Annotated in this window: 19 protein-coding genes and 2 tRNA genes; 10 read left to right on the top strand and 11 right to left on the bottom strand. The window is 67.6% G+C overall.

Translation table 11 applies throughout. The features are described from left to right. Positions 1-100: 100 nt before the first annotated feature. Positions 101-349: a hypothetical protein gene (locus AB0368_RS30750; protein ID WP_366157514.1), complete on the top strand. Its 249-nt coding sequence runs from the start codon at positions 101-103 to the stop codon at positions 347-349. A 187-nt stretch (positions 350-536) separates the two neighbouring features. After that, entirely contained in the window at positions 537-947 is a 411-nt protein-coding gene (locus AB0368_RS30755) for a hypothetical protein (protein ID WP_366157515.1), read from the top strand. Positions 948-1,449: 502 nt separating this feature from the next. Here the strand turns inward: AB0368_RS30755 and AB0368_RS30760 are convergent. Next, positions 1,450-1,584, bottom strand: a complete 135-nt coding sequence (locus AB0368_RS30760; RefSeq protein ID WP_366157516.1) for a hypothetical protein — start codon at positions 1,582-1,584, stop codon at positions 1,450-1,452. A 248-nt stretch (positions 1,585-1,832) separates the two neighbouring features. Between AB0368_RS30760 and AB0368_RS30765 the strand changes: the two genes are divergently transcribed. Next, positions 1,833-2,324: a hypothetical protein gene (locus tag AB0368_RS30765; protein WP_366157517.1), complete on the top strand. Its 492-nt coding sequence runs from the start codon at positions 1,833-1,835 to the stop codon at positions 2,322-2,324. 109 nt (positions 2,325-2,433) lie between these two features. Here AB0368_RS30765 and AB0368_RS30770 read toward each other — a convergent pair whose 3' ends face one another. Both AB0368_RS30770 and AB0368_RS30775 read right to left on the bottom strand, forming a co-directional pair. Continuing rightward, entirely contained in the window at positions 2,434-2,988 is a 555-nt protein-coding gene (locus AB0368_RS30770; RefSeq protein ID WP_366157518.1) for a hypothetical protein, read from the bottom strand. 346 nt (positions 2,989-3,334) lie between these two features. Further along, positions 3,335-3,422: transfer RNA gene (locus AB0368_RS30775), tRNA-Ser, on the bottom strand. A 1,050-nt stretch (positions 3,423-4,472) separates the two neighbouring features. Here AB0368_RS30775 and AB0368_RS30780 point away from each other — a divergent pair. Continuing rightward, entirely contained in the window at positions 4,473-4,793 is a 321-nt protein-coding gene (locus tag AB0368_RS30780; RefSeq protein WP_366157519.1) for a MerR family transcriptional regulator, read from the top strand. An 89-nt stretch (positions 4,794-4,882) separates the two neighbouring features. Here the strand turns inward: AB0368_RS30780 and AB0368_RS30785 are convergent, their stop codons facing one another. Both AB0368_RS30785 and AB0368_RS30790 read right to left on the bottom strand, forming a co-directional pair. Then, positions 4,883-6,148 carry a PP2C family protein-serine/threonine phosphatase gene (locus AB0368_RS30785; protein WP_366157520.1) on the bottom strand — a complete coding sequence of 422 codons (1,266 nt, stop codon included), beginning with the start codon at positions 6,146-6,148 and terminating at the stop codon, positions 4,883-4,885. A 727-nt stretch (positions 6,149-6,875) separates the two neighbouring features. Further along, positions 6,876-7,079: a cold-shock protein gene (locus AB0368_RS30790; protein WP_364166529.1), complete on the bottom strand. Its 204-nt coding sequence runs from the start codon at positions 7,077-7,079 to the stop codon at positions 6,876-6,878. 644 nt (positions 7,080-7,723) lie between these two features. Between AB0368_RS30790 and AB0368_RS30795 the strand changes: the two genes are divergently transcribed. From AB0368_RS30795 to AB0368_RS30805, 3 genes are all read left to right on the top strand, one after another. Beyond that, a complete protein-coding gene (locus tag AB0368_RS30795; RefSeq protein WP_366157521.1) occupies positions 7,724-7,855 on the top strand; it encodes a hypothetical protein in 132 nt (43 codons plus the stop codon). A gap of 70 nt (positions 7,856-7,925) precedes the next feature. Further along, positions 7,926-8,195: a TfoX/Sxy family protein gene (locus AB0368_RS30800; RefSeq protein WP_366157522.1), complete on the top strand. Its 270-nt coding sequence runs from the start codon at positions 7,926-7,928 to the stop codon at positions 8,193-8,195. A gap of 416 nt (positions 8,196-8,611) precedes the next feature. Then, complete coding sequence (locus AB0368_RS30805) at positions 8,612-8,899, top strand: hypothetical protein (protein ID WP_366157523.1); 288 nt, start codon at positions 8,612-8,614, stop codon at positions 8,897-8,899. A gap of 78 nt (positions 8,900-8,977) precedes the next feature. Here AB0368_RS30805 and AB0368_RS30810 read toward each other — a convergent pair whose 3' ends face one another. From AB0368_RS30810 to AB0368_RS30825, 4 genes are all read right to left on the bottom strand, one after another. Further along, positions 8,978-9,421, bottom strand: a complete 444-nt coding sequence (locus AB0368_RS30810) for a hypothetical protein (RefSeq protein WP_366157524.1) — start codon at positions 9,419-9,421, stop codon at positions 8,978-8,980. Positions 9,422-9,431: 10 nt separating this feature from the next. Then, positions 9,432-9,554, bottom strand: coding sequence for a hypothetical protein (locus tag AB0368_RS30815; protein ID WP_366157525.1), 123 nt, complete (start codon positions 9,552-9,554; stop codon positions 9,432-9,434). Further along, positions 9,551-10,378, bottom strand: coding sequence for a hypothetical protein (locus tag AB0368_RS30820; protein ID WP_366157526.1), 828 nt, complete (start codon positions 10,376-10,378; stop codon positions 9,551-9,553). The genes AB0368_RS30815 and AB0368_RS30820 overlap by 4 nt, the downstream gene beginning before the upstream one ends. Before the next feature lie 400 nt (positions 10,379-10,778). Continuing rightward, on the bottom strand, positions 10,779-11,372 hold the full coding sequence (locus tag AB0368_RS30825) for a hypothetical protein (RefSeq protein ID WP_366157527.1): 594 nt from the start codon (positions 11,370-11,372) through the stop codon (positions 10,779-10,781). A 137-nt stretch (positions 11,373-11,509) separates the two neighbouring features. Here AB0368_RS30825 and AB0368_RS30830 point away from each other — a divergent pair, with 137 nt between their 5' ends. Then, on the top strand, positions 11,510-12,283 hold the full coding sequence (locus AB0368_RS30830) for a hypothetical protein (protein WP_366157528.1): 774 nt from the start codon (positions 11,510-11,512) through the stop codon (positions 12,281-12,283). Between the two features lie 149 nt (positions 12,284-12,432). On the opposite strand, the gene AB0368_RS30835 is transcribed toward AB0368_RS30830, so the two are convergent. Beyond that, positions 12,433-12,517, bottom strand: a tRNA-Ser gene (locus AB0368_RS30835). Positions 12,518-12,999: 482 nt separating this feature from the next. Between AB0368_RS30835 and AB0368_RS30840 the strand changes: the two genes are divergently transcribed. Together AB0368_RS30840 and AB0368_RS30845 are read left to right on the top strand one after the other, a co-directional pair. After that, positions 13,000-14,814 (top strand): lectin, encoded by a 1,815-nt coding sequence (locus AB0368_RS30840; protein WP_366157529.1) that lies wholly within the window; start codon positions 13,000-13,002, stop codon positions 14,812-14,814. An 83-nt stretch (positions 14,815-14,897) separates the two neighbouring features. Further along, entirely contained in the window at positions 14,898-15,872 is a 975-nt protein-coding gene (locus AB0368_RS30845) for an NAD(P)H-quinone oxidoreductase (protein WP_366157530.1), read from the top strand. Between the two features lie 6 nt (positions 15,873-15,878). Here the strand turns inward: AB0368_RS30845 and AB0368_RS30850 are convergent, their stop codons facing one another. After that, positions 15,879-16,574, bottom strand: coding sequence for a hypothetical protein (locus AB0368_RS30850; protein ID WP_366157531.1), 696 nt, complete (start codon positions 16,572-16,574; stop codon positions 15,879-15,881). Between the last annotated feature and the right edge of the window lie 63 nt (positions 16,575-16,637).

Raw genomic sequence — 16,637 nt, forward strand, 5'->3', positions numbered from 1 at the left:
GCATGGTCGCGGGCCAGCCGAGGACTTCCTCGCGGCGGTAGCCGTAGAGCCGTTCGGCGCCTGAGTTCCAACTGGTGATCACCCCGTCGAGGGTTCGGAGATGATCGCGTCGTGCGATGACTCCACGATCGCTGCCGAGGCGCTGCTGCTCGGCCAGCGCGGTGGCCCGCTGCGCCAGGACGGTAGCTCGCTGCGCTACTGGGCGATCTCGCCCAAGAGCGGGATGGTACGGCTGCCCGTCGAGGCGTTGCTCGCCGCCGCGGGACAACGATGCCGAGCGCCGCACGCGGAAAATCTCTGCTCCCCCTCTCGGGTGACCGCATTGGTCGTCCTACCCTCGATGTCGTAGCGTCGAAGAGCAAATTCGAGTCGATCATATTTGTCGCTCTGGACCCCGGCGGCGTTCCTTTCCGCCGAGCAGGAGCGAACCCATGCGGATCTTCCATCGTAAGCCGGCCCTCCAGCGGTCACATCTCGACGAGAGCACTCGAGGCCAATCCTCGGTCACACCGCTGGATGATCACCTTCGTCGGCTGATGCGACCGATCTCGAGGGGTAGTCAAGACGAGTTCGTCTCGCTTTTCGAGCACACCTGCGGCCATGTGCGTGCCCGGCTGGACTCCCGCCTGCGAGACCAACAGCTGGCGGTCATGGTGTTCGCTGCCACCTACGTCGAAGTTTGGTGGCTCGCCGGCTGCCACAACGGTCCAGACCTCGACGTCCTCGCTTGGATCAACAAGATCGTCGACAGACGCGTCGCCGATGCCCTGCGTCGCGCCACTCCCAAGGCACCCCTCGCGGACGCGGCGCAGGTCGACTGCGCCGTCACGCGAGCTCGCCGAGCCGCGGTGGAACTCGCCACGCTGCTAGGACGACCGGTCGACACCTGGATCCCCTACGACCTCGCCACCACCGCCCTCGAGGCCGAGGTGCGCGGTATGGCTTGAGCCCGGTTCGATCGTCCACGTGCGGCGGGTGGCATCGCCCGACGGCCGCGCCCTACCTCGCCGCGTGAACCAGAGGCGTCCCGCCATACCGCTCCCGATCTCCATGAGAGTACGGGCAGCCCTTAGTTGCGGGCTGGAGGTGTCCGCACCGGCGCTCAGCTGGGCACGATGACTCTTGTGGACAAGCCAGAACGTGGATGGCTTGTCGCTTGGGCGCAGGTCGTGTGCGGGCTTGCGGCCGCTGACGCCGGCGTCGGTGCGCGCCGGCCGCCAGGCGTTCAGGGTGCCCTTCGGTCAATGCTCAGCGGCCGTCGGGCAGGTCGCACTCACATGGGGGTCGCCCAGTTCATGCTTTCGCTGTAGCGCCCGGTGGTGGCGGGGTTCACGGTGGGCCTGGTGTGCGGCGATCAGGGAGCAACTGCTGGCTGGGTCAGGGCGAGTTAGTCGAGCTGGTCCTGATTCAACTGGCCGATCCCGGACCGGTGGTGTGCGCCCCTGGTGCTCAGCGCCCCGTGGTCGGGATCCTCGAGGATTGGCCGCTCAGCTCGTCGCGCTTGAGGCGCTTCGCGGTCTGCTTCTCCTTGATGGTTTTGCCTTTTTTCTTGACGTTCGCCTTGGTCGTCGAGTCCTTGGACATGATCGAACCTCCCTGAAACGGGCCGGTGGACGTGCAGTGTCGTGCTTGCCTGATCGCGGCACGCGGGCAAGGAAAGAGATCCTCGTAGCGGTCCTGGAATCCGAGCTGCATACCGACCCTACGCCCTTTCCAGCCGCCACGATGATTGAGAAGTGCTGCCGGGCAGTAGCATCGAGTTGCGCGGTGACCGGTCCGTCAGCCGATGATGACTCGGTCGCATAGTGCGACGACCACGAGAGCGGGCTGTAGTGAGCATCCACTTGTCCAGGGGAGGCGCGCTGCGGCGGGCCGTTCTCAGTTGCGACGTGGCGGGATGCCCGATCCAGTTGGAGCCGCTGCCCATCGAGGCGTGGCGCAATGACGCGGACGCCCGATCCTGGGCTCGTGATCACGCTGTCGGCTGGACCTCTGACCCGATCCGCCAGACTGACTACTGCCCCGAACATGCCCAGTTCAGCAAGGCCCCGGCTGCCGACCAAGTACCACCGCGCCCCACAGCAGCTGTGCGGGATAGTTCCGGCAACCCGCTCGATCGCGATGAGTACACCGAACGTCTGCGGGAACGGCTTGTCGAGGGGGACCGGTCCGCGGGACGAACGCTGGCGCTGGCGGCGGCTCAGGCCGCGGTCGTGGCCCGACTGCTGGACGAGCTGGCAGGTGTGTACCGCGGCGAAAGCCTGGGGGCACTTGCCCAGGAGCTTTCCGCGCTCCTGGAAAGTCGGCTCCGCGACCAGGGCTGATGTCGCTTCCGGAGGCAGCCCTCGGCTGCTGCACAGCTGTTGTCATGATTGCCCGATTCCGGCAGCGGCCCGGCGGCTCAGAGGCACAAGGGTCCTGGACGGGCGGATTTCACCGGTGGAGCCTGATCGCCCGGCGCGTATGCGTGCTGGGCGGCGTTCGACCACTCGCCCTATTCGGGGCGAGCCGGGCGCGTATCTCCAGCTCGGATGGTTGCCAGCGGGCGCAGGCATCGATGAGCAGCCGGCGGGCTCGGACCACCTCCGTCAGTTCGGGCTGCAGGCGCAGCCGTCGCGGCGGCTGGTCGGTCTTTGCGCTGGTGTTGATGAGGGCGGCGCGGCCTTCCGGCACGCTCGTGTATGTCGGCAGGTCTCGGCCCCGGCCCCGGCGGCGGAGTGCAACGGCCAACGGTGTCTGGGTGGGCAGGCACGCCGCGACCCGCGTCGATGGTTGCATCCGCTGGCCCCATCGGCGCACGGTTGACCAGAACGCGGCACTGGCACCGCTGGGATCGCCGAGGTCGTACAGGTCCATGATGATCGCTGCAGAATGCGCGGCGAGGCAGCCGTGCAGGATGCGGGCGCTGGCCTCGTGTAGCCGGCGGTCCCATCGGCCGCTGACCGTCACCTCGACGATCGTGGTGTCCGGGTCGGCGATCACCGTCACTATGCGACCGTCGACCCAGGTCGCGGAGTGGGCGGGTCAATGTGTCGAGGTCCTTCTCCGCGTCTACGCCAAGTGCCTCGTCGGATGAGACAAGATCGACCGCCAGCGCTTCGAGGAAGCAACGCGGGAGGCGTTCGACGACGCAAGGGCGACGCCTGACGTCACCGAACGTGACGGTGACCAGGGCGAACAAGCCGGGTAGCCCGCCGTTCCGACGGCGCGTATGCGGCGCGGACAGTCGTGAATCCTCGTTTCTGGCCGTTAACAGCTGGAATCGGCGCCCGCGGCGCCGCCCAGCTCACCGGCTCAGAAACGAGGATTTACCTGCGGAAACGCAGGTGAGGTGCGGAGGGCGTGGGATTCGAACCCACGGAGACGCGGAACGCCTCACCGGTTTTCAAGACCGGCGCCATCGGCCCCTAGGCGACCCGTCCTAGCTGCGGCAACGCCTCCGGCGAGCCGCTGAGCCCGAACTCGCCGACACGTATTCGACGCGCGGTTGATTCGAAGATCTAGGTGCGTCCGCCATTTCGTCCGGCTGGCTCCGCGACAGCTTACGTTCCGTAGCTGCCGCCGACCTGCGGCCGTGTACTAACGCATCCCCGACCGCGTCCACCGCCAGCGCGGAATCAAGGGTTTCGGTAAGCCTGTCGAAGGGGAGCCGTTCGCGGCTTTAGCTCCTCAACTACAGCAAGCGTCATCTGACGGCGAGGGAGCCGCGGCGCAGTAGTAGGCCGCTGGGCACGGGCTCGGGCCCTTGCCGTCCGACGGAGCCATCCATCCCCAGGCGATGAGCCACTCGGTGAGGTCGCTGCCGTCGGGGGACAACCATCGATGCGATGCGGAAAGTAGGGACAGCCGCCGAGAAAATCTAAGTTCGAACCACTAGACATCCCCGCCGTACGTGCTAGTGTTCCTGTCGTTGACAACAGAGATCGTCGAACACGCAGACGACGCACGTCGAGCGTTAAGCAGGGCCCGGAACGTCGTGGCTCGCTCGGCACAGCGGTGGAAGTTCTGATCACCGCGCGCAGCAAGGCATGGTAAGGCACGTGGAAGTGGGAAGTAAGACCTTGACGTAGTTCCAGGTCAGGGCAAGCAAGTAGGCGGGCCGACGCTGGTTCAGGGCTCGCCTGGAGCAGGACAGTCCGTCGCACGTGAACGGGGCTATGAAGTCGCGTGGGCTCCGGCACCGGTGGACAGCACGACAAGCACCACAGAAATTGAAAGCAGAGGAAAGGGAGGGCCGAACACCGTTGGATCGCCCGCCGCCAGGATGCAGTTTCGACTCTGGCGCGGACACCGTAGTTTCCATCGAACGAGAGGTGGTCTCCGGTCACGCTTATGCGATCCTCGCACCCCACACCGCCGATGGCGGCAGGTGCGGATACGGCAACCCGACGAACCTGTCGGTAGATGGTGTTTCAACCCGTAACCCCGGGCCCCGGCGCTTCCGCGCCGGGGCCCTCGTCATGGAGGTGTATATGGCCGAACCCGACGACATGTTCGGCGACGACGACTACCCCGCCTACACGATGGGCCGCGCCGCGGAGATCACCGGCGTTTCGCAGGACTTCCTGCGCCGGCTCGACGAGGCGAAGCTGTTCACCCCATTTCGTTCGGCCGGCGGGCACCGCCGCTACTCCCGCTATCAGCTGCGCCTTGCCGCGCGAGCCCGGGAGATGGTCGGTCAGGGCACCGCTCTGGAAGCCGCCTGCCGGATCATCATCCTTGAAGATCAGCTCGAGGAAGCGCTCCGGCACAATCAGAACCACCAGCGCCAACGGCAAGCGGACGCCGCCTGATCTCACCGCCCGCACGGTCCTTCTCTGCCACGAGAGGGACCGTTTGTCGTACCCGCTTGCCGGTGACGAGCAGGGCCATAGCCTCCGCGCTATCCGCGGTGCCGTTTGCTGGCCCGGTGGGGGTCGGCGCCGGCTGCCGTGTGGCGGGTATCGCCGTGCCCTCCGTGCCAGTCGAGGATCAGCAGGCAGGCGTCGTCGGGAAGGACAGGTCCGGCGACTTCAAGAACGAGGTCGCCGAGAACACGGACGACCTCCCTGGGGTGCAGCGCGCTCAGGTGCTGCAGCCGTTTGGACAGGTCCAGGGCGGCGGCGCCGCGTTCGAGCATGCCGTCGGTGAGCAGCACCAGCCGGTCGCCGGGCTGCAACTCAATCTCGGCAGCCCGGTAGGGCTTGTGAGGCAGCACCCCGAAAGGCCGGTTGGCGGGCAGCGCCACCGGTTGCACAGCCCCGTCGCGGACCAGCAGCGGGGTGGGGTGTCCGGCGTTGACGACCGCGAGGATTCCGGTAGACAGGTCCAGCCGGCCGAGAAGCCCGGTGGCGAAGGGCGAACTGGCCGCGGCGTTGGCGATGAGCGCCTCGTCCGCGGCCTGTGCCTGTTCGAGCAGGGTGCCCCCGCGGCGCCGGGCGTTGCGTAGTCCGCTGACGCACAGGGTCGCGGTGAGGGCGCTGTGCACACCGTGGCCGACCGCGTCGGTGATGCTCAGATGCAGCAGGTCTCGGGCCAGGCTGTAGTCGAAGGTGTCGCCGCCGATGCTGGCTGCCGGCTCCAGCCATCCCGCCAGAGTGAATGAGTCGGCTTCGCAGGTGAACGATGCGGGCAGGAGCCGCCGCTGGATCTCCGCGGCGAGGGTGAACGGACTCGTCCGCTGCCCCCATTCGAACAAGTCGGTGTGCCGACGGTTAGCGATCACCACGAACGCCAACGTGTGCGCGGCGCGCGATACCCGCTCCACGACCGCGTCGGTCGGTGCGGCAGGCAGGGCGATCTCCAGCAACCCGATGGCCTCGCCGCGCTGGGTGACCGGCGCCCGCACCACGTGCTGGTCACCGACGTACTCGACCAGCACCCGCTGCGCGCGTAGCGCCTGCTCCTGCGGACCGCCGTCGAAAGGCAGCACCATCGCAACATCCTCGTCCTGCCGACGGCCGGCAGGCACGTCACCCCCGATCGGGACGTGGACCAGGCGCACGAGGGCACGGCCGCTCATGTCCGCCACGAGGAACGACACCCACAACGCGTCCAGGTTCAACCCCACGCTCCGAGTCACCGCCTCAACCGCGTCGACCGGGGCGGCTTTCTCCACCGCTAGCAGCACCTCGTTGAGATCCATGCCGTTCACCTCGTTGTCGCGCACGCGGCGGAGCATAAACGGGAGTAGGTAGAAGCTGCGGTAAGCACGACGACCATCGGGTCTATGCCCCGGACAGCCCCGGAGCCAAGTCGCTGATCATGATTGAGTTGCCGGACCGGTCCGGACGCATCTGTACCGGGTGTCGGTCGCCCCACCGGGCACCCGACAGGGCGTTCAGCCCCCCTAATCGGCGAGTCCCGTAAAGCCCCGCCGGTCAAGTGCTCGGCCAGCGAGGGCCAAACGGTACAGTGCCGCCATGAAGGACCTCAGGGTCCGCTGTGCCGACTGTCCACCGACAGCGCCAAGGCCGAGGGCTGACTGCGGGCAGGGCGTCCAAGCTGAACGTGCAGCGCGAAGCGCACCTCGTGACACTGCAACAAGTCGGCGAGCACACCAATGCCGGGCTGGCGGAGCTGTTCAGCGTCGCCCGCTCGACGGTGTATCGGGCAATCGAATGGGCCGCGGCCGCGGCATGTGGATTCTCTGGCAATCTGTGCCCCCGATGGACCCCGCTCATGCTCGTGCACGCACGGGCGGTTCAAGACCCATCCAGCTGCCGCTGTTCGGCGTTTCCCCGCGATGCTGCAGTCGCAGGACTGCTTCCGGTCGACCGGGTCGCTGACCGGGCCGGCCAGTCGCGCTGATCTCGGAAGCGTCCCGCGAGGACCGGGGATGAAACGCCGAACGGCGGCCCGCTGAATCAGTCGGACCGCCGTTCGCGGAGTGTGGATCAGAGCGGGCGGATGTTCGACGCCTGCGGGCCCTTCTGGCCCTGGGTGATGTCGAACTCCACCTTCTGGTTCTCGTCGAGGCTGCGGTAGCCGCTCGTCGAGATCGCGGAGAAGTGGGCGAAGACGTCGGCGCCGCCGTCGTCGGGGGTGATGAAGCCGAAGCCCTTGTCGGCGTTGAACCACTTCACGGTGCCTGTAGTCATGTCTGCTCTTTCGCAGGTTGTTAGAGGCCGCACTGTGCGGACTCTTACGTCGCCGCGTTGATCGCCGCGCCGGAACCGACAGGTACAAACGGAAAGGCGCCTGGACGGGTTTTGGATGACCCATCAGGCGCCGAAAACGTCTACGGAAATCAAAACTGCAACTCGGTCACCGTAGCACATGAGCGCTCCGAGCATGAGACGGCGGCTCAAGGCGCGCCGTCGTCTCCGGCCAGGCCCTCGTCCACGTTTGCCAGCCGAGCCAGGTCAACCGCCGGCCTCCGTGAGGATCCGCTGGACGCTGGCGAGGGGTCGGGCACACCGTCGCAGAAGTGAAATGGTGGCGCGTCCTGCAACGCTACACCGGCCGCCGAGACCTGCTCCCCAAAACCATCAACGCCGTCGCCGGCCACGTCTCGGACAAGTCCGCCGGCCTCACCTGGTAAACGCCCAGCTCAAACAAACACCAACCACTGCGCACAAGGTCGTTAAAGTCTCTGCTGGCTCGGCCGGTGGCCAGTGGCCGGTGTGCCGCGGGCGTGGTTTGCGGGGTTGGTCCGAGCCTTGGGCCGGCAGGCCCCCCGAACCGCAAGAGCAGTGGGGATACCGCGGAAAATCTTGGGGATATCGACGAGCAGGGATCCGCCGTGCTGTACGACGCCGAGATGCCGGGCGGCACCGTCCGGTTCGCCGAATTCTTCACTTTCGGCGACGGCGTCATCGAGACGCTCAACCTCCACTACGACGGGCAGGACTACATCGCCAAGGGTGGCCGGTGACCACGCCTGCCCCGAGCCCGCGTGACGCCCTCGCGCGAGGGCTCCGGGATGTGCTGGCCGGACATCAGACGTGCGTGAAGTGCCCATGTTCGATGGCCTGTCGTTCATGGTGGATGAGCGCATCACAGTCGCCGCCGGTCGTGACGGTGACCTGCTCGTGCGCACCGATCCCGCAGAGTACGACGACCTGCTTCGACGAGGAGGAGAACCGGCGCACATGGGCAATGACCGGCCCATGGGCCGCAGGTGGCTCACCGTGCCGCATGACCAACTACAAAGCCATGGCGAACTCGCGTACTGGGTCAAGGTCGGCATCGACTCCCGCAACGCGTCGCGCTGAGCCGCGCAGCGAGCCCTGGGCTCGCGTCGGCGCCGCCTACGTCACCGATGGTCCTGCGCGGCAGCGTTCACTTCGCCGCCGGTATCAGGGTGCCGGTAGAAACGCGTCACCAGCCGTCAGATAGTTGATCTTTCGTCTATCGCTGGCTGTGACGGGTGAGCGTCGGCGCTGATGTTCCGTTTGGGGATCGTTCATCGGGACGCTCACTGACTGCCCTCCAATGCGGACCTAACCCGGCTACGGACCCGCGAAGGTATGAAGATCGCCAAGGCCAAGGGGCCGGCTACGGGGAGAGGCACCCAAGCTCAGCGTCAAGCAGGAGGCGCACCTGGTGGCCCTGCACCGGGTCGGCGAGCGCACCAGCGCCAAGCCGGCCGAGCTGTTTGGCGTGGCACGCTCGACGGTCTACCGCGCGATTGAACGGATTCCAGCGCTGGGCCGCCGATAACGGCATCGGTGACTTCGACGGCGCCGTGGCGGGAGTCCGTATCCTTCTGCGTCAGATTCCGGGCATCGGGCGCACCGCGGCCGCCATGGGCATCCTGCTGCCGGCGGCCGGCGCGGTCATCACACCGCTCATCATCGCCTTCGCCCGATCCACCGACTACAGCACCTCGCTGCCCGTCGTCCTCACCGAGATCACGCTGTCGATCGCCGCGTTCATCGGCGTCACCGTCATGGCACGGCACGGCACTGGTCACTGAGGCGCTACCAGGCAGCATGAAGCGCATTCTGAACTGAGCTCTTAAATTGAGGTCATGTGCGCTGTCACGCGGCTCGAATCAGGGCCCAGCCCTGACGTGGTAGGTGCAGACCGTTGACGTCGTGGTCGGAAGGTCTCCGTCCCCATTGACCCGGTGGCAGGTCTGCGAGACGGTGTCGCCGGCTCGTACGGCCGCGCCGCGGAGATCGGTGAACTGGTCGAGCTTGAGCACGTGTTGGCAACTGGAGCTGTGGTACGGCTTGGGCGACCGTGAGGGGGCGATGAGCTTGCGGTGGCGGTACTCGAAGGAGCTGGGGTCGTCGTATGGGTCGTAGTCGCTGCGGCACCCGATGATCGACACTGTGACAGTGCTGCCGTTGACGGATGTGACTTCGCCGTAGTCTGAGGTCTCGTTGGCGGTTTCCGCGCCGCAACCGGCGAGGATCACGGCAAGAAACAGCGCCGACGTGCCAGCCGCTGGTGGCCATGCCCGGCGACTCGGTCCAGCGTTCGCTGCGCCCATGACGATCACTCTACGGGCGTGGACGTGTCACGATGGCGTGGACGACCAGCTCGTGGTCGGTGGCGGCGTGCCGTTGGCGGACGCCGAGCCGGACCAGACGGACGTCGCCGTCGGCTACTGCGGCCCGCGTCACCCGCCCGGCGCCCGTTCCTCGACGGATCGCCGAGCCGCCACCCGGCAGACGTCGTCGGGATCGTAACGCGGCCCGGTGGACCGGCCGGGCTGGTGCGTCGCTCCGATCCGCGACAGCCCGGTGTGCGAGCGTACCCCCTGCTGCTGGGCTATCTCGGGGACCCGCGCGACTGGTACTCGCCACGCCTGGGCGACCTTCTCCGCGGTCCACCAGTTCTCGACCGTCAGCAGGGCCGGCTCCGTCACCGTCTCCCACTCCACCAAGACCCCGGCCGAGGCGAGGCGTTCGCTCACCCAACCGGCCAGCTGCGCCACGCCGACCCGCTCCGTCGGGCTGCCCTGTCCTGCCGTACATGTCACCGTCTCACCGCCGGTGTGCACCACCACCTGCACACCGATACGGCGATCCAGCTTGCGACGCTCTACAACCACCACGCGACGCAGGTCTGCCACCCGGACCGTCGACCTGCCCCACACCCGACGCACGACGAGCACCGTCGGGGCCGCGCCGGGCCGCAACTCCACCCAGCGCACATCCGTCCCGGCGGCGCGAACCAGAGCGACCGCCACCGCGACGCCGGCGAGCAGCAGCAGACCGAACAGGACCAGACCCGTGCGCAGTGCCCCAGCGCCGCCGCCGACCACGCCGGCGACCGGCAGTACGCAAAACAGTGTCGCCGGCAGTGTGACCACCAGGGGGATCACCATGCCGGCGGCGGCCGACGACAACAGGTGCCCGGTCAGGCTCGGGAGGAACACCAGCCGCCAGCCCTCCGGCATGGCAGCCGCAACGCCGCGCGGCACCTCGGAACCAGGCGTTGGCATCGGTCGACTCTACCGGCCCGCGGCAAACCCGGCACTCGTTGGCGCCTGGCTCAGTCATTCGGGGATGCTGTCCGCGTCGACCAGCAACTGCAAGGGCCCCCGGCGCGCCGGATAGCCATCACTGCACGCGCCATCCGAACCAGGCCCACGCCCGCCGAGACAAAAGCCCGAGGCGTTCCGGTATGGCGTCAAGTGGTCTGAGCAAGATTCTTCCGCGACCGCAATCAGGCAACACAAGGCGGCACCTACGGATCCGCCGTCCGCCGGCGGGGAGGTCGAAGACGAGGCGTTACGCCGAGTGTGCCGGGAGCAGGATCTGACATGGCTGATCACAGAGGTGGACGCGGCATTCGGGGAAGGATCTCGCTGAGTCCCTCAATCCAGGGAACAGCGGTCTGTCTCATTCAGTGGACTCCCGTTGGCTTCGGCGGAGGTGCCGCTGCGAGAGCCGGGCGTTCGGGAACGTGGCCACCAGCCGTCTGCGGGTCTCCGGCCGGGACGGCTGTTCCCGCCCGGCGTCTCCAGGCTCGCTGTCGGGCAGGGGCTGATTCGGCGTGGTGTACCAGGTCAGGCCGGCTCGTAGCGTCACGCGGGTGAGCACGTAGCTGTGCGACTCGCCCGGCTCGCCGGGACGCTCATCGCGGTACGAGCCGGAGGTGTGCACCAGGAAGATCCTCCTGACCCGTGCCGGGTCGAGCGTCTGGACCGCGCCGCCGGCGCGACGCATCAGCAGGACACCGGGCCGGCCGGAATCGGTCCAGACGCGCGAGATCTCGCGGCGACGCGACTTCAGCAGATGCAAGAGCAGCAGCCCGGTTCCGGCGATCAGCGCCAGGCCGAAGAACGGCGCGAGGCGAGGTGACCGGATGCGCCAGGCCACCCCGAGCAGGGCGACCGTGAGCAGCGCCGCGCCTACCAGCAGGGAGCGGGACCGGCCGGTCGGCGGGCTGTCGGCGTAGTGACTCCACAGCACGTGCTCCCCGCTGGCCGTCATGCCCTCCATCATCCACGGTCGTCACCAGGTGGGCGAAGACCCGGACGGTGAAGGCCTGGCATGGCTGCCCGTCGCGTGTCGCACGTTCTCCTTGCCGATTCCGGTGTGGGCCCGCAGCCGAGCATGACGACCCCACGGTGGCCGCGCCGCAAGTCGTCGGGGAGGTCGACCGCCGAACGGTCGTCAACCCCGAACAGGCGCGCCGCTTTCTCAACGCGGTGCGCGACTCCGGCCCACGAGGGCAGAGAATCGCCGCGTTCTTCGCCCTCCAATACTGGGCCGGCGTGCGCCCCTCCGAGGCGCTGCACGTACGGCGAAGCACCTTCCTCAAGCTCCCGGAAGCCGGCTGGGGCGAAGGACTGCTCGACGCCTCCAACCCCCGCGGCGGCCGGCGCTGGACCAACAACGGCGAGTCCCGCGAGGCGCGGCAACTCAAGCACCGCGCGGTCGGAGCGACCCGCCCGTTCCCCGTGCACCCGGAGTTGGTGAAGATCCTGCTCACCCACTTCGAGAACTACGACATCGGCCCCGGCGACCTGCTATTCCTCGGACCACGCGGCGGACTGCTGGCCGAATGGGCGTACCTCGAAACCTTCCACCACGCCCGCAAAGCCGCGTTCACGCCTGAGGAAGCAGCCTCGCCGCTGCTGGACGTGCCGTACAGCCTGCGGCACGCCTGCGTCTCCACCTGGCTCAACGCCGGCGTCTCCCCGGTCCAGGTGGCCGAATGGGCCGGCCACGGCGTCGACGTACTCCTGCGCGTCTACGCCAAGTGCCTCACCGGACAGGATGAGATCGACCGCCGGCGCATCGAAGCGGCCACCCAAGAGGAGCCAGCCGAGGCACCGCACGACGCACCCGAGCCTTCATCGACACAGAGTGACGCCGACAAGGGCGACGACCAGGGCTAACGCCGCAGTCTCGTCGACACGCATTCGACACGGACGCTCGTGAACCCTCGTTTCTGGCCGTTAACAGCTGGACATCGGCGCCCACGGCGCCGCCCGGCTCTCACGCTCAGATACGAGGGTTCACCTGCGAAAACGCAGGTCAGGCAGTGCGGAGGGCGTGGGATTCGAACCCACGATGAGTTTCCCCATACCGGTTTTCAAGACCGGCGCCATCGGCCACTAGGCGAGCCCTCCCGGACAGCGGCACTCAGTCTGCCAGATCGCCCTACGTGCGGCGGATCGGACACGGGGCGCCGTGACGCCGCCCTCACTAGGTGCCGGTGTGGACGTCGCCGGCCTGGAGGGGCGGGTTAGCCGCGGGACCTGGCGGCGCGCCCCCGCGCCGGCCAGGCCCCTGTCCCCGGGGACCCGTGCAGTGTCGATGAGCGTGGATGTCCAGGACAACGCCGACAAGGAGTTTCTCAGGAAGAGTGGCCGAACGGGCGAACTCGATCCGTTTTCTGTTATCAACCTTAACAGGTATCGGCTGCAACTTAATTTAAGGTCCAGAACATGGTCCTGAACTGGGCAGACCTTTCCCGCGGCCGGGTTCACGACGTTGACAAGACATCGACGGAGGTGTTAATTGTTCGCTTACTTATCTATCCCGGCCAGGCCCCCACCTCCGGTCAAGGGAGATCCCCGTCATGCCCCTCCGTAGCAAGCTAGCCGGTGCGGTGACTGCAACCCTGCTCGGCGCCGGCGCCCTCGTGGCGTTCGCGCCGTCCGCGGAAGCCGCGAACGAGCCGGTGCAGATCTACCTCACCACCACCAGCGACAGCGGTGGCCGTACGGTCACCCGTGGCCTGCAGCAGCAGACACCCATCGCGTTCGCGTCGAGCACCGGTGGCGCGAACCAGACGATCACGGTCAACGAGAACGTCACGTACCAGCAGTTCGAGGGTGCCGGTGCCTCGTTCACCGACACCGCCGCCTGGCTCATCAACGGCAGCGGGGCGCTTTCCGCTGCCGCCCGCAACGACGTCATGACGAAGCTGTTCAGCCCCACCGGCGGCATCGGTGTCAGTGCCGTCCGCAACGTGATCGGGTCCTCGGATCTCGCGCGGTCCAGCTATTCGTACGACGAGACGTGCTGCGACCTCAACGACTTCTCGCTGAGCCGTGACACCGATGTGCTGGCGCTGACGAAGCAGGCTCGGGGCCTCAATCCTCAGCTGACGTTGTTCGCCTCGCCGTGGTCCGCGCCGTACTGGATGAAGGACAACAATTCCTACAACCAGGGCTACCTCAAGGCCGAGTACTACAAGACGTACGCCCAGTACTTCGTCAAATACCTGCAGGGTTACGCGGCTCAGGGCGTACCCGTGAAGTATGTGACCGAGCAGAACGAACCCGGATGCTGTCCCGGATATCCCTCCATGCAGTGGTCTGTTTCCGGTCTTCAGTCGTTCGCCAGGAACGATCTGCTTCCCGCTCTCCAGGGCGCCGGAACGAGCACCAAGCTGCTGGTGCACGACTGGAACTACAGCGACTACGACACCTGGGGTGCGCCCCTGGTCAACGACTCGGCGATCCGCAACCATCCCAATTTCGGCGGGGTGGCATGGCACGGTTACGGCGGCGATCCGAACAAGGCTTCTTCGGTACGCGCTCAGTACCCGTCCATGAATCAGTACTTCACCGAGCACTCGGGCGGCACCTGGGTCGGCGATCAGCACGCCGAGGACATGAACACGCTCATCGACTACACCCGGAACTGGGCGCGGTCCTGGACCAAATGGAGCCTCGCCGTCGACCAGAACAAGGGGCCGCACAACGGCGGATGTGGCACCTGCACCGGCCTCGTCACGGTGCACAACGGCGACAGCCGGCACGGGCAGGTCGATTACACGATCGAGTACTACACGATGGGGCACCTCACGAAGTTCGTGAAGCCCGGCGCCGTACGGATCGACTCGACCGCCAACGGCACGGTCAAGAACGTGGCGTGGAAGAACCCGGACGGCTCGAAGGCGCTCATCGCGTACAACACCAGTGGCGGTACGCAGAGCGTCAAGGTGAACTGGGGCAGCCAGTCCTTCGTGTACAGCCTGCCCGCCCGGACCTCCGCGACGTTCACGTGGAGCGGCGGTCAGTCGGGCGGTGGCCGTACCGGTGCAATCAGCGGGCTTGGTGGCAAGTGCCTGGACGTGACCGGTGGATCGACCACCAACGGCACTCTGCCCCAGATGTGGACCTGCACCCCGGGTCCGAACCAGCAGTGGACCCTCGGCGCCGACGGCACCGTCCGCGTGCTCGGCAAGTGCCTGGACGTGGCCGGCAACGGCACCCCCGACGGGGCGACCGTGCACCTGTGGGACTGCTACGACACCGTCGCGACGCAGAAGTGGCAGGTGTCCGGCGGGGCGATCGTCAACGCGGCGTCCGGCAAGTGTCTCGACGTCAAGGACAACAGCACCGCGAACGGGGCGAAGCTGCAGATCTGGGCCTGCACCGGAGGCGCCAACCAGCGGTGGGCCGTGCCCGCCTGAGACGGAGGGCTCGCGGGTGGCGGTGGGTGCCGCCCGCGAGCCCTCTCCGTTTCCTGTCGGACCCCTCGGGCAAGCTTGATCCCATGCACGCCATCGTGATCGAGAAGCCGGGCGGCCCCGAGGCGCTGGTCTGGGCCGAGGTCCCGGACCCCGAGCCCGGCCCGGGCGAGGTCGTCGTCGAGGTGACCGCCGCCGCCGTCAACCGCGCCGACGTGATGCAGCGGCAGGGTCACTACCCGCCGCCGCCCGGCGCCTCGCCGTATCCGGGGCTCGAGTGCGCCGGGGTGATCACCGCGCTGGCCCCGGACGTCACCGGGCACCACCTAGGCGAGCGGGTCTGCGCCCTGCTGACCGGTGGCGGCTACGCCGAGCGGGTGGCCGTGCCGGCCGGCCAGCTTCTGCCGGTGCCGCGGGGCATGTCGCTGCAGGAGGCGGCCGCGCTGCCCGAGGTCGCCTGCACCGTCTGGTCGAATGTGGTGGACGTCGCCCGGCTGCGTCAGGGCCGGACGCTGCTGGTGCACGGCGGCGGCGGGGGGATCGGCACGTTCGCGATTCAGCTCGGCAAGGCTCTGGGCGCCACCGTGATCGTCACCGCCCGGGAGCGCAAGCACGAGCAGTTGCTGGCCCTCGGCGCCGACCTCGCTGTCGACTACACCACCGACGACTTCGTCGAGGCGACCCTGGATTTCACCGAGGGCCACGGGGCCGACGTGATCCTCGACATCATCGGCGCGAAGTACCTGCCGCGGAACATCGCGGCGCTCGCCACCGACGGCCACATCGTCACCATCGGCATGCAGGGCGGCCGCAAGGGCGAACTGGATTTCGGCGCCCTGATGGCCAAGCGGGGGTCGGTCGCCGCGACGACGCTGCGGGCCCGTCCGGTGAAGGACAAGGCCCGCATCGTGCGCGGCGTCCACGATCAGGTGTGGCCGCTGGTCGACGCCGGCACGATCCGGCCGATCATCGACCGCACCCTGCCGATGCGCGAGGCGGCCGAGGCGCACCGGCTGATGGAGTCCAGCGATCATCTCGGCAAGATCGTGCTCCTGCCGTGAGTGTGCTCAGACCTGGACGGTCGTGATGCCGGAGAACACGCGGAGGGTCCACGAGCAGTTCGACGCGGTGCTGATGTTGAAGAAGCCGAGGCGTCCGCCCTCGTGCCCGTTGAGCGTGAGCGTGCCCGACTGCTTCTCCGCGCCGACGTATTCGTAGCCGTTCGTCTTGCCCTCCCACGTCAGGTAGAGGAAGGAGAAGTCCGGCTCGGTGCAGCTCCAGGACACGATCGCCTTGAAGTCGACGGTCGGCACCTTGACGGTCGGGCTCTGCCAGCCGGCGGAGTCGCCCGTCCACCTGACGATCTCCTTGGAGCGGCGCTGGATCACCTGCACGGCGTCGAGGCGGGCGGCGTTCTTACGGGCCGCGGTGCCGGCGAAGACCGCCTTCCAGGTTCCGGTCGTCTCGGCGGTGAAGCGGCGGGTGAAGATGCCGGCGTCGGTGGCGGTCGCGAAGCCCTTGTAGGCGTACGCGGCGGTGCCGCTCTGACGGAAGTAGAAGCTGACCCGGGAACGGTTGCCGGTGGCGCCGATCCAGACCCGGCCGCTCAGGGTCACCGGCGCGCCCTTGACCACCGGTTCCGGGGCAGCGTTGAAGGTCATCTTGACGGCCGCCTGGGCCGCGTGGGCGGCCGTGCCCGCGCCGGCGACGAGGGTGACCGTCGCGGTGAGGAAGGCCAGGAGAAGGGAGGACGTGCGACGCATGAGGCGGGCGCCTTTCGGGGCTTTTCGGACTTAACGCTCGAATCTTGACAGGTGCGCGGGGCG

The organism is Actinoplanes sp. NPDC051475 (assembly GCF_040689425.1).
Lineage (GTDB): Bacteria > Actinomycetota > Actinomycetes > Mycobacteriales > Micromonosporaceae > Actinoplanes.